Annotated in this window: 8 protein-coding genes; 2 read left to right on the plus strand and 6 right to left on the minus strand. The window is 32.1% G+C overall.

What is annotated here, in order from left to right:
- Window positions 1-39: 39 nt before the first annotated feature.
- The 4 genes from N4A42_RS08425 to N4A42_RS08440 all read right to left on the minus strand — a co-directional run bounded on the left by N4A42_RS08425 (window position 40) and on the right by N4A42_RS08440 (window position 6,747).
- Window positions 40-3,720, minus strand: a complete 3,681-nt coding sequence (locus tag N4A42_RS08425) for a metallophosphoesterase (protein WP_294072726.1) — start codon at window positions 3,718-3,720, stop codon at window positions 40-42.
- 67 nt (window positions 3,721-3,787) lie between these two features.
- Complete coding sequence (locus N4A42_RS08430; protein WP_294072730.1) at window positions 3,788-4,918, minus strand: MBL fold metallo-hydrolase; 1,131 nt, start codon at window positions 4,916-4,918, stop codon at window positions 3,788-3,790.
- Window positions 4,919-5,033: 115 nt separating this feature from the next.
- Window positions 5,034-5,942: an AraC family transcriptional regulator gene (locus tag N4A42_RS08435; protein WP_294072733.1), complete on the minus strand. Its 909-nt coding sequence runs from the start codon at window positions 5,940-5,942 to the stop codon at window positions 5,034-5,036.
- 25 nt (window positions 5,943-5,967) lie between these two features.
- Window positions 5,968-6,747: an SDR family oxidoreductase gene (locus N4A42_RS08440; protein WP_294072736.1), complete on the minus strand. Its 780-nt coding sequence runs from the start codon at window positions 6,745-6,747 to the stop codon at window positions 5,968-5,970.
- 230 nt (window positions 6,748-6,977) lie between these two features.
- Between N4A42_RS08440 and N4A42_RS08445 the strand changes: the two genes are divergently transcribed.
- Window positions 6,978-8,801 carry a pyruvate kinase gene (locus tag N4A42_RS08445; protein WP_294072739.1) on the plus strand — a complete coding sequence of 608 codons (1,824 nt, stop codon included), beginning with the start codon at window positions 6,978-6,980 and terminating at the stop codon, window positions 8,799-8,801.
- A 27-nt stretch (window positions 8,802-8,828) separates the two neighbouring features.
- Here the strand turns inward: N4A42_RS08445 and N4A42_RS08450 are convergent, their stop codons facing one another.
- The gene (locus tag N4A42_RS08450) at window positions 8,829-10,391 is read right to left on the minus strand and encodes a YdiU family protein (protein ID WP_294072742.1); all 1,563 of its coding nucleotides are present in this window, start codon (window positions 10,389-10,391) and stop codon (window positions 8,829-8,831) included.
- Window positions 10,392-10,576: 185 nt separating this feature from the next.
- Here N4A42_RS08450 and N4A42_RS08455 point away from each other — a divergent pair, with 185 nt between their 5' ends.
- On the plus strand, window positions 10,577-11,812 hold the full coding sequence (locus tag N4A42_RS08455; protein ID WP_294072745.1) for a Pycsar system effector family protein: 1,236 nt from the start codon (window positions 10,577-10,579) through the stop codon (window positions 11,810-11,812).
- Here the strand turns inward: N4A42_RS08455 and N4A42_RS08460 are convergent.
- Window positions 11,809-14,205, minus strand: a complete 2,397-nt coding sequence (locus tag N4A42_RS08460; protein WP_294072748.1) for a GAF domain-containing protein — start codon at window positions 14,203-14,205, stop codon at window positions 11,809-11,811. The two genes, N4A42_RS08455 and N4A42_RS08460, sit on opposite strands and share 4 nt — an antisense overlap.
- Window positions 14,206-14,253 lie beyond the last annotated feature (48 nt).

Consider the following 14,253-nt stretch of genomic DNA (forward strand, 5'->3'; position numbering starts at 1 on the left):
TAAATTATTGTTATAATTAAATTGGGTAGGAATAACTATTTAAAACCCAAAACCTAATTGAAATGCTAATCGTAAACCATCATCACTGTTAAATGCTGAAATATTTGCCGTCATCATTTTAGCCATATTAATAAAGAAGCCTCCACCAAAAGCATTATTCCATTTATCAGAGTTATCATTTTCTAGCCAAACGCGTCCATAATCTACACCTCCATAAACCCCAAGATATACTGGAAGCAAACCTGTTTTTAACCTCCCAAAATTCCAACGCACATCTGTAGATTGCGAAAAAGCCGATTTCCCTGTAAACCGCTGAAACCTATAACCTCTCAAGCCTGTTTTAGCTCCTAAAGTAGCTCCTTGATAAAATTCAAAACCATCTCCCAGATTTACATGACCTCTAAAATTTGTTGCTAAAACTAATTGTCCACTTGGTATAAGTTTAAGATCAAATCCAAGCTCTGGTATAATATACCCAAATCCTTTCTCTGTACTTACATTATTCTTATAACCAACTTGTAATGTTGTCTGAAATCCTAAAGTTGGAAATGCTTCATTATCTTTATTTACAAAATGATACTTAGCATCTACACCATAAAAATCTTGCTTATCAAAAACAGCATCATCAGCTTGTGTATTATCCTCTAAAAAACGCCCAGAAGTACGCTCAACTTCATTACTTTCATAAATCACACCTACTTTTAAGCTTCCACCTAACTCTCCTCTCCAAATTAAAGACGGCATCATCTTAAATGTTCTTATTTTAACTCGATTATAATCTAAATCTACATCTAAACCATCATCGTCATCAGCTTCAGGGTTTGGTGATTCATTCCCATAACCAAAGAAGTTCACCGCATAATTAGAACTATTGAATTGAGCATCTATTCCAAAATTTACTTTAGGAAATACATTTGCAAATTCTCCATAATAATTAAAATCAAAACCACTTGTAGCAAAATAATAAGCAGCAGAAATTTTATGTTGTGAAGTAAAAGGGTTGCGTTCAAATCCAAAATTAGTTAATACAGCATTTGCACCTATTTTAAAACCATCATCTGGATTTGCTCCTAAACTTGGTAAAATTTGCGTTGTATTGTTTTTTAGCTTTTTGTAATTATAAACATTGGTTTTATAACTATCTGAAAACTTCTTGTGTCCTTTACTCGTAATTACAGTATTCTTTTTTGATTTATAATCGTAATAAGTAACACGCTTGCCATTTTTAATATTGTAGGTATCGTTATTTTGCCCACCAACCAATCTAACTTTTATCAACTGATTACCATCTCCAAAAACCTCAAAGGTATCATCATCGTCTAGCGCATAAATCCAAATTTCTTTAGTTTCTTTATGATGGTATGTACGTTGATGAAAAACATCATTTTTCTTTCCGTCCTTAATTCTATAGGCTGTGACTTTAGTTTCACCGTTAGGAAGACGTTCTACATCAAACCAATCATCTTTATTAGTTCCTTTAATAACCGCAAACCTATTTATTAGCTTGTAATAACGGTCAGATATTTCTTGAAGGTTAGTTCGTCTTGCTTTTAAAGTTCGTTTTATACCTTCAACGGTTTCGTCTCTTATTTCCTTAGGTATGCTTAAAAATGCTTTTTCAATAATGTCATCTGTAACATATTCTTGGATATGTTTTACCTCAGCATCCCAAACAGTTTTATTAGATTGTGTAATAATTTCCATATCTAAAGGATAAGGCTCTACATTAACACCTTTTACATCTACAAGATCGTCTGAATATTGACGTAGTAAACGTGCCATAGGCATTAACTTTACTGCAGTGCCTAATAAAAACCCATCAGACATTTTAGAAAATGCCTGATCGCGATCTCTTGGCATAGGTCTATATACCTTCTTACCCTTTTCTTTAAACTCTATCCATCTCCATTGGTCTTGGTGTCTGTCCCAATCTCCAATAAGCATATCAAATAATCTGGCTTTAATATAAGCTGCTTCATCGACTATGATGTCTTCATCCTTATGGATTTTTTTCATCATGTCGCTAGTACTTATCAATTTATCCTGATATCCAAAACTAGATTTATTGCTATGACCTTCAGAAGTGTGTTCTTCTATCATGTAGAGCTCTCCTCCAAAATCATCATTATATTTCCCTAAAGCTTCCTGTTTAGGAACATAATACAATACCGGATTTGTATGATAAACACCTATAGCATCCGCTAAATCACCTACAACAAAAGGTGCATAAGGATGTGCACCAGTAAATACATCGAGAATAAGTTTTTCTGTAGCAGTATCGTCAAATTGTCCTTCAATATACTGATCTTTAAACAGTACTGCTTGCAAATATTGCAGAGCCTGTTTTCTAAGCGCTCTCATAACATACTGCGCTCCATTTTTATCTTCTAAACGTAATGATTTTGATTGGTTTCCACCTCCTTTTCTAACAGGTTTTAAACCACCAAATAAGGTGTCTAACATTACAGTAGGTGCTTTTACTTTTGTACTGTAATACTTTCTGTAGCGTTCTCCCCAAAGAAACTTTCCAAAACCACTTATATCTGTTTCTTCTTCATTATAAATTGAAGCTGATACTTGTGCTGGCAAATTGGTTTTAAAACTTCTTTTATTGTCGTCTTTGTATTCTGAAAAAACTTCAGATTGAAACACTTCTTTTTCATCTTCAGCAGAATAAAAAGAAACATTAGATGATCCATCTTTGTAAATAATAAATTTTGCATAGCCTTGTGTACCGTATCCAAATTTTCCGCTACCTATATTTCTTACTGCTGAAGTTTTAGAACCAGAACCAGATATAATTTGATACAAATTATCTTCAATCAAATATTGTAAACTATGTTCATGACCAGAAACAAAGACTACTTTCTCATTAGCCTGTGCCAAAGTCACTAAACGTGTTTGAAGCTCATTGTATCTTTGGTTTTGAAGATCTACATTAGCAACACCACTTGTTTTTCGTATAACATTTTTAAGTGTACCTAAAATTGGTAATGGAGACAAGTGGCTTTTAAAAGTAAATTGTCCTCCATGCGACCCATTAGTATAAATAGGATGATGTATTGCAACAACAGTAGTCTTACCTCTAGCTTTTTTTATTAAACTACTAAACTCATCTAAAAAATCTTGTCTAGTTTTTATATCACAATCATCATTAATTGTTGGGTGTTTATCCCAACTAGTAATGTACCAATGCGAATCCACCAAAATTAATTCTATATCATCAGAAACATGTACTTTATCAATAGAACATCCATTTTCTGGTAAGAATGTATTTTTCCCTAAGGCTTTTTCCACAAACTTTTCTTGGCGTTTTAAACCTTTAACACCAGAATACCAATCGTGATTACCAGGAAGAAAAATAGTTTCCCCTTTATAATTTTTAACAGCATCTAACTGTACTTGTAACCTATGTTTAGCAAGTTTATAGTTTTCTGATGATTTTTTTGGTATGCCTTTTTCGTAAATATTATCTCCTAGAAAGATTGCAGTACTATTTTCTGAAGCATTTTCTAACTCAGCTTTAAAAGCTTTTATCGCTTTTGTACTATCGCCAAATTCAGAATTACCAGCATCTCCAATTAAATAGAAAGTATGTGCAACCTTTTTTTCTAGTATTGCTTGTTCTTTTTGTTCTTCTGAATACTGTGGCTTATAGGTTGCACAGGAATGTATTAAAAACAAAACAACAAAAAATGAAAGAATCTTTTTAATGGTCATAAATCCGTAAGTTAGTTGCAAAACTAAAGTTACTGCTTTTTTCTAACAAAGAAAATATGTTAACATATCACCACCAAACAGTATTAGCTTTTGGTAAACTATCAATAATGATAGGCTCACCAATTCGAGGAGTTACTAATGAAATTTTAAGTTCTTCTGCTTTGTTTTTTACGCGCTCAATGGGATCTGTCCATGAGTGTAATGCCAATTTAAACGCTCCCCAATGTATTGGCATTATAGATTTAGCTTGCACATCAATACCTGCTTGGGCAGTTTCTTCAGGAAACATGTGAATATCTGACCACATTTTGTTATACTGTCCACATTCCATCATAGCAAAATCAAAAGGTCCATATTTATCTCCTATGTCTTTAAAATGTGAGGCATAACCACTATCACCACTAAAAAACAAACTCGCACTTTCCGTTTTAATAACCCATGAAGCCCATAAGGTACTTTGCCCATTATTTAATTTTCTTCCTGAAAAATGCTGTGCTGGTGTACATACCAATTGTATGTTTTTATATGTTGTTTCTTGCCACCAATCCATTTCTACAATGTTACTGCTATCTACATTCCATGCTTCTAAATGCACACCAACACCAAGTGGCACATAGTAAGTCTCTACTTTATCTTTTAACCTTTTAATAGATTCATAGTCTAAATGATCATAATGATCATGAGAAATTATAACAGCATCAATCTTTGGTAATTTTTCAATTTCAATAGGTAATTCTTTATTAAATCGTTTTCCTCCAAGCAAAGGATGAGGTGCTGGTACATCACTAAACATTGGATCTATAAGAATATTTTTACCGTCTATTTGTAAAAGGAATGAAGAATGCCCAAACCAAATAAGTCGCGTATCTTGATTATATTCTGCAATATTTGTTGAATCTATTTTCTGTACTACTAAATCATTTTCTGGTCTTCCGTTTTCAACTTTTTCGAAGAAAAATTTTCTTGCCATTTTTAGTGTTTCAGAAAAACTTGGGTTTTTAGGTACATCGTTTTCATTTACAAATTTACCATCCTTAAATTGTTTTGATGATTGATATAAAGTTTGCCTTTCCTTAGTTACATCACCACCAAAAGTTGGATAAAAGTTTACAAATAGGATATAGACAATAACTAATATTCCTATGAGTCCTAAAATTGATAATAGCATACGCTTTAATATTTTTTTAAATTTTTTCATATTCATTTCCCGTGAAAGCGAGAATCTTTCTAATTAAATTTCAATAGTAAATGATGAGATTCCTGCATTGCGCCTCCGCTAAAGCTTCAGCGAACGCAAACACAGGATTGATAAGTTAATTCTGAACTCTATATTTTGCTGGACTCATTCCTGTTTGCTTCTTAAACAGCTTGCTGAAATGTTGTGGATAGTCAAATCCTAAATCATAAGCAATTTCACTAATTGATGCTGTTGTACCTAATAATTTATTTTTAGCTTTATTCACTACAAAAGCATAGATATGATCTTTAGCACTTTTTCCTGTTTCCTTTTTTAATAAGTCGCTTAAATAATTGGGAGACATGTTAAGTTGCTCACCACAATATTTTACTGATGGTAAGCCTATTTCACTTGGTTTCTCTGAATTAAAATAGCTTTTTAAAAAGTTCTCAAATTCTGAAACATGATCTTGATGTAAATTAGTACGCACATAAAACTGACGATCATAATAACGGTTACAATAATCTAAAATCAACTCTATAGTAGATACAATCAATTTCTGACTGTGTTTATCTATGTTCTGATTTATTTCGGTTTCGATCTTTCTCACTAAATCGGTTAAGGTTGCTTTTTCATCTTCTGAGAGATGTAAGGCTTCATGCACTTCATAATCGAAGAAATTATACTGACTTATAGTTTTTCCTAAGTCAGATCTTCTAATGAGGTCTGGATGAAACGCCAACATCCATCCTTTAGCATCATCTTGTATGTTTTTTTCTTCTATTGACAGCACTTGATTAGGCTTTGTAAACACCATAGTACCATCTGTAAAATCGTAACTATTTCTGCCATAACCCATAGATCCTTCCATGCCATCCTTTAGGGAAATTGAAAAAAAATCTGTGTTGTACTTAATACCAATGTATTGATTAAAACTTGGCATATTCTTAGCCCACACCACATTAACTAGTGGGTGCTTAGAAGATGGTAAACCGAACGCTTTACAAGCTTCTGTTATTGATTTTATATGAATAATTTCTTTCATTTAAATTCTAAATTACACATTTTAATTAATTCACCTCTTGCATCTGTCTAATCTGCTTCAGTATTGTCTTTTTAGGTGTAAACGGAATGGCTTTCATCATAAGGTTTTGAGAGAACGTTAATCCTGAAACTACATCTATTTTCCCTTTAAGCATGGCATTGTATCCATCTTCGGCAACAGAACGTGCCGTAACAGTCTTTTCGAATAAACCTGTTTTGTCCATTCCTGAAGTTTGTGCAAATTCTGTTTCAGTAGCTCCTGGCATTAAATTAGTCACTGTAATATTGGTATCATGTAGTTCTTCTGCTATTGCATTACTTAAAAATGTTACATATGCTTTAGTAGCAAAGTAAATGGCCTGTAATGGTCCTGGCATAAAACTCGCAGTAGAAGATGTATTAAGAATCTTTCCGCTATTACGCTTTACCATTTCTGGTAAAAACTGATACATCAATTCTGTGAGTGCAACCATGTTAAGATTTATCATTTGTTGTTGACGTTCCCATGATAATTCGTAAAATTTTCCTCGTAACCCAAAACCTGCATTGTTGATTAAATAATCTACTTTAATATTAAGTTGTTGCACTTCACTATATAATTCTTTTGCAGCTTCTGCTTTACTTAAATCTTTAGCAATTGTAATTACTTTAATTGAGTGTTTATTTTCTAATTCAGCTTTAAGTGCTTCTAATTTATCTTTGCGTCTTGCCACAATTATTAAATCACCTCCTTGCTCTGCATGAATTCTTGCCAATTCCATTCCTATTCCACTTGAAGCTCCTGTTATTAATGCTGTATTTTTCATCTTTCTCTGTTTTTAATTATTTCGATAGTACAAAGTTAAATATCAGCCTATTGACCAAAGTATACATTTTACAGAAGTATGTATATATTTTACAGTATCTAAAAAAATCAGATGAGTTTCAACTTATTTAATTTGTAAAAATCACAGATTATAAAACTATTTAACCCATAGTTAATAAATATCATTTGTAAAGCTTTTAAATTTGTATACTTTATAGTTTTGGTATACTAATGACGACAAGCAGCACTAAAAAAATCGATTCAATTATTACGCAACTCACTTCTATTTTAGAGGTTATGGAGTCTGAAGAAAAACTTTTTGAAAACACTATAAATACCATTCATCCAGATTATCAAAAAAGTGCTAGAAATTTAGTACAATACCAAACTTTTAGAAAGCACGACTTAAGAAGGACACAAAAGAAACTACGTAACTTAGGTATTACGCGCTTTAGCAATGCCGAAGCACATACAAAAGCAAGTATTTTAAAGGCTTTAAAGCTTCTTCACAGTCTAAAACAAGACGATTCCTATACCTCAAAAAAAGCTGGACTTTCTATAAAAAACGGAAAACGATTACTTAACAAGCACTCTAAAGAACTTTTAGGCTTTAGATCTAAAGGAAGACGTGTTCGTATTATGGTGACCTTACCTATCCAAGCTGCCTATGATTATAATATGGTACACAATATGGTTAAGTCTGGGATGAATTGTGTTCGTATTAATTGTGCTCACGATGATGTTTTTGTTTGGGAACGCATTATTAAAAATGTAAAAAAAGCATCCAAAAAATTAGGTAAGAAAATAAAAATAGCCATGGATCTTGCTGGCCCTAAAATTAGAACTGGTGCCATTATAACAGGACCTCAGGTAAGGAAATTCAGCCCTAAACGAGACGATATAGGCAATATTATATTACCAGCTAGAATTATTTTGGTAGACATTCTTAAAGAAGATTCTGAAAAGAATTGCTTACCTATATCTAAATCTGGTATGGCTAACCTAAATATTGGTGACATATACCATTTTACTGATACTAGAAATAAAAAAAGACGCTTAAAGATTGTTGAATTAACAAACAATTATGCTGTAGCGCATTGCTACGAAACATCTTATATTGCTACCAACATGGTTTTAACAGCTTCAAACCATGAAGCTCAGCCATTAATTATTGGTGAAATACCTGACGTAGAACAAGCTATAATTCTAAAAGAAAATGACGTGCTTACTATTACTAAAGCACCTCATCTTGGTGCACCAGCTCAGTTAGACGAAGATGGAAATATTTTAAAGTCTGCAAGAATTTCTTGCCAACTACCTAAGGTGTTTGACTATATAAAAAGTGGTGAAAGTATTTTATTTGATGATGGAAAAATTGAAGGAGAAATCTCAACTGTTAACAACGATTCTTTTGAAGTACTTATAACACGAGCTAAGCCTCAAGGCTCTAAACTAAAAGCTGAAAAAGGAATGAATTTTCCAGATTCGGAATTAGGAATACACGGATTAACACAAAAAGACAAAACCGATCTAGAATTTGTTGCAAAGCATGCAGATATTGTCAACTTTTCTTTTGTTAACTCTCCTAATGATGTTGATGAATTATTGACCGAACTAAAACGTTTAAATGTCATTAACAAACTAAATATTATTCTAAAAATTGAAACTAGAGCTGCTTTTTACAATCTTCCTGCTATTTTATTGAGTGCCATGAAGGTTAAACATATTGGTGTAATGATTGCACGTGGCGATTTGGCTATAGAAACTGGTTGGAATAATATTGGAAAAATTCAAGAAGAAATTATATCTATTTGTGCTGCTGCACATATTCCTGTGGTTTGGGCAACACAAGTTCTTGAAAATCTTGCTAAAAAGGGGTTACCTTCTCGTTCGGAAATTACAGATGCTGCAAACTCTATTAGAGCAGAAAGTGTAATGCTTAACAAAGGCCCTTACATTTTAGAGGTTCTGCAATTGTTGAATGTGATACTTAGTGATATGGAGTCGCTTCATGAAAAAAACGAAAACATGTTACCAAAGCTAGATCGCTCTTAAGAATTTCTTCAAAAAATTTCCATTAAATTAAGAACTACAAGACAACATTGAGCAACCTACCTTATGCCTTGCCCAATCTGGTCGTTTTGCAAACCATTTTTGGTTTTTGGGCTGTTCGTTATAAGGTTTTTTAAGTAAATCAAACAACTCATTAATTAAGCTATAGTCTCCTTTATCTGCTTGTTCAATGGCTAATTGTGCCATATAATTTCTCAATACATATTTAGGATTCACTAAGTTCATATTAGCGCATCGTTCTTTATCTGTAAGTGTTTCTAATTGCAGTCTTTGGTCATAAGCAGTAAACCAGTCTTTCCATTTTTGAGCCACATCACCTACAATCTCTTCCAAAATATAAAATGATGCTTCTATCTTTTTCAACCCTTCCTGACCATCATCTTTATTATGGTTTGAAAGTAATCTAAAAAACATTGTCATATCTGTTTCTGAAAGCAGTAAACAATCTTCTAATGTCTCTATTAATTTAGCGTCATTTTTATCTTCGATCGTAAGTCCTAGTTTAGATCGCATCATATTTAAGGACTTAGTATCAAAATCAATTTTATATTGATTCAAAACAGATTCGAACGCTTCAGCTTCTTCTACTAATGGATATAATGCATTGGCTAATTGTAACAAATTCCAAAGCCCAATATTAGGCTGATTGCCATAACGATAACGCTTATTTTGCCTATCTGTAGTATTTGGCGTCCATACAAAATCAAAACCTTCGAGCCAACCATAAGGACCATAATCTATGGTTAATCCTAAAATAGACATATTATCTGTATTCATAACACCATGTACAAAACCAACACGCTGCCAATGAATAATCATATCTAGTGTTTTAACAGCTACTTGTTTAAAAAACTTTATGTAAGTCTCTTTTGAAGGCTTCCCTAACTCAGGATAAAAGTATTTTATAGTATAGTCTGTAAGCTTTTTAAGGTTTTTATAATCATTTCTTGCTGCAAATAATTCAAAATTACCAAAACGAATAAATGTTGGAGCTACACGACAAACAATAGCTCCTTTCTCATAAGCTGCATTACCGTCGTAAATTATATCTCTCAATACCTCATCACCAGACAACATTAAACTCAATGCTCTTGTTGTTGGAACTCCTAAATGGTACATCGCTTCACTACATAAGTATTCTCTAATAGAGGAACGCAAAACTGCTAAACCATCACCTTGCCTTGAGTAAGGTGTCTCGCCTGCTCCTTTTAATTGTAATGCCCAACGCTTTTTGTTGTGTAAAACTTCAAACAGATTAATAGCTCTTCCATCACCAAGTTGCCCTGCCCAATTACCAAATTGATGACCAGCATAAGCCATGGCATAAGACTCTGTTTTAGGATAAAGTTCTGAACCAGAAAAAATAGTTAAAAAATCTTCAGAATCTGTATCATTCTTATCTAAACCTATCGCTTTAGCCATTTCAACAGAAGCATGTATTAATTTAGGATGAGATGGAACTTTCGGATTTACATAAGAATACATGGCTTCAAATACTTTTCGTCTCGTATTATTTGTATTTGTATCTGAAGGGAGTTCTTTATTAAATGTATCTCTAATTTTTAGCTCCATAAAAATTTATTTTTCTTCTCTATATTTTTATTACTCAAAAGGTAATTATATTCGTATTTACACGTTAAAACTTAAGTCGAAAAAATGCCTATTATATTACCTCAAACTCAATTTAGCTAAGTTACCATTTTAGTTATTTAAAAAGGTGATAAATAATTCTTAAATTAGACTTACATTTATTGTATATGGAAAACATCATTCTTGAAGCTGAGAAATACGTAACATCACATCTAAATGAACATTTAGACCCTTCTTTTGTTTATCACAATTTAGCGCATACACAACGTGTTGTAAATAAAGTGAAAGAGTTAACAGAAGCGAGTGATTTAAGCGAAACTGAAAAACAACAGCTTATACTTGCTGCTTGGTTTCACGATTCTGGGTTAACAAAAACCATTGAAAACCACGAGCAAGAAGGCGCTAAAATTGCTTCAGGTTTTTTAAAATCTCAAGATGTTTCTGATGATAATATTAAAGCAATTACAGATCTTATTTTAGCAACTGAAATAAGCTATAAGCCTAAAAACAAAATGGAAGGCTACATAAGAGATGCAGATTGCGCACATTTATCTAGTAAAAATTATGGTGAGTATGCTGCCTTATTACGAAAAGAATGGGAGTTAACTCTTGGCAAAAGAACTTCTAAAAAAGATTGGTTACAAGAGAATATTACTTTTTTAACCAATCATAGTTTTAATACAGATTTAGCAGCAAGTAAATGGGAAGCCAGAAAAAGTAAAAACCTCGCAACTTTACTCTTAAGTCAAAGCAAAATTAAAAATGACAGCGAAAAGTTAAAACAGAAAAAAGCAGAGCTCAATTTTAAAAAAGAGAAGTTAGAATTACCAGATCGTGGAATTGAAACCATGTTTAGAGTTGCGCTTAGAAATCATATTACTCTTAGTGATATTGCTGACACCAAAGCTAACATATTGTTATCTGTAAATGCCATAATCATTTCTTTGGTATTATCTAATTTAGTTTCAAAACTCGATAATCCGTCTAATAGTTACTTAATTTGGCCAACTGTAATTTTTGCTTTTTTTACTGTCATTTCTATCATCCTTTCTGTGCTTGCTACCAGACCAAATGTTACAAGCGGAAAATTTAGTAAAGAGGATGTTGCTAATAAAAAGGTGAACCTTTTATTCTTTGGTAATTTTCATAAAATGAATTTACCTGAATTTGAATGGGCTATGCAAGAAATGATGAAAGACAAAGAATATTTATATGGATCGCTTACAAAAGACTTATACTTCTTAGGGTTAGTACTTAATAGAAAATATGGTCTTCTTAGGCTAACTTACACTGTTTTTGCAATTGGCATTATAATTAGTGTTATTGCTTTCGCTATAGCGTTTCAATATTCTGGTGCAGAAGCAAACGTGAAAGATATTATTGAGACAGCAAGTGCTTTTTAAGATTTAATCTCTTTCATTAAATCGTCATAAGTATAGAATGCCTTATCATCTTTATCTTTGTGATAAAGGACACTAACTCGTATTGCTCTTAAACCTGTTACAGCTTGCAAATCTTGAAGCTCAACAATTTCGATATCTGTATCTAAATATTTCTTAGATTGTAAGAACTTAATATATCTAAGGTATTCTCTCTCGTCTTCCTTTTGAGAATATACAATACTTATTTTTCCTTTTTGAGTAACACGTTCCTCAGTTCCTTTTATATAGGCTTTATCTACACGTTTCTTTACAATTTCATAGCGCGCGTTATAAGTGCCATCAACATCAAACTGCTTTTCATCCATTCTAAAACTTATAGACAATGGCTGGTTAAACACCAATATCATTGAAGCAACGTCTAATGCTACAGGAAATTGAGATTGCATTTGATAATATGCATTTTCCATCTCTACCATAACCTGCAATTGCCATAATCGTAGATTGTAAAGATATATCGGATTAAAACTATCATCCTTTGTTATAGACTCACCAATGTACATATTATGTTCTACGCCATCAGTTTTAAAACGCTCAAAATAATGCGGATACATAGCTTGAGCTTCTACCTGTTTTTCATCCAAAAGCGCCGCCATTTCTCTATTGATAAGCGAAATGGTATCATCGTAATCTTTTCGGTGATGATACAACACATTTAAATCATCGTTTATAGCATTGTAGTAGCTTTCCACTTTAGATTTTAAAGCATCTACAGTCATTAAATGCTCTAATACCACATCTATTTCATTTCTGAAAAAGGCTGAAATTTGTTGCTCACTATCGACCTGAAAATTAGTTTTTAAGTTCTCTAAAAAACGATCTATTTGAAAAATATATTGCTTATAAATTGGTAAGTTTTCAACTTTAGAAGCTGCTTTTAATATGGTTCTTACCGCATTAAGTTGCAATGTTAAATCTTGCTGTGTCGCCCAATTACGAGCTACCGAAGATCCTTTTATATCAATTTGCCCATATAATGGATAAATATTATCAAAAGCTATTTTATTAAATCTTGGTTCTTTATGAGTTAACTCATCCTTAATAAAGTTTTTAGCTTCTTGCTTAAATCTCCAATGCACACTTGGATGAATAGAAGTACATTCTTTTTGAATAATAGCCTCTATTAAATTCTCTTCTTCATTTTTAGAGCGCTCTACTGCAGAAATAATATAAGGCATTACATCTTCTAACTTATTGGCATTAATGCTATTTAACACCTTAGATTCCTTAGATACAATTTCTATAACTCCCATTAAAACATTATCACTTGCTATAGGTGCAAAAATGCCACTTTTATACCCTTGATCATGCAAGGCTTTTATATGTGGAGCTTCACCTTTTGAAAGCGCATACATCTTATCTACATCAGAAACAGAGAAGTATGTATTTTCCTTTAACAATTTATTATAAGACCATTTACATAATGCATCTTCGCATGATAGGCTATCTGAACCATTAAGTAGAAAACTATTTACTCCTGAACCATATACACGCTCAAAAGTGTTCTCCTCATCATTATATATTAAAAAGCCAACTTCTATATTTTTAAGCCCAAATAAGGATCTGAATACTTCATAAAATCCTAGAACATGACTTTCATCATCACGTTTATCTTCACTTATTAATGATGACTTAATATTAGATATTGATTGATCGTCTGTAACATCAAAAATATTGGAAATCACAAACCCTTTAAACTCATAACTATTTGGCGGAAATTTTTCTTTCCACAAATCTATATTATCAAAATTATCGATTAACTCTTCATAATCTTCTTCGGTAATTTTTGGTGCATTTTCCTTTGAAACTATCTCTATAAAATCTGCATTATATAAAATTTTATAATAACGTGTGATGCCATTGGCATCTGGAATCTCATAAAAAAATGGTCGCTTAAAATTTAAATTATAACCATAACAGAAGTTAAGAATTATTGTACATGCTATGATATATCTTTGATCTGTAGGCATGTTCTTAATCTGAAGTTCAAAATCTTCACCAGCGGTTTTTAATATAGACTTAAAACGCTCTGATGAATTGAAAATAATATCCTGAAAAGGAACAGATGCTGTTTTTATTTCGTTATTGGTTAAAATAGGGCTAAAGGAATCATGTAATATGCCTTCTATTTCTTTCTCATAGGTTTTTAGCAAAGTTAAATCACTAAAACCTTCTCTAAGAATAGGATTTTTATCAGCTATCTCTAATACACGACACGCATTACTTGCAACAATTTCATTATCTACTTTTACTAAATTTTGATAATGACTGAGTAACTTATTAAAACTAACTTTAATAATTAATGGCGAGTCTATGTTTTCGTTAATATCCAAACTGATGTTATCTGTTATAAGCAAAGTTACAAATATTTAAAGATAGTCGTATATATTTAGACGACCTTACCA

Source organism: Winogradskyella sp. (assembly GCF_025210595.1).
In the GTDB taxonomy this organism is placed as follows: domain Bacteria; phylum Bacteroidota; class Bacteroidia; order Flavobacteriales; family Flavobacteriaceae; genus Winogradskyella.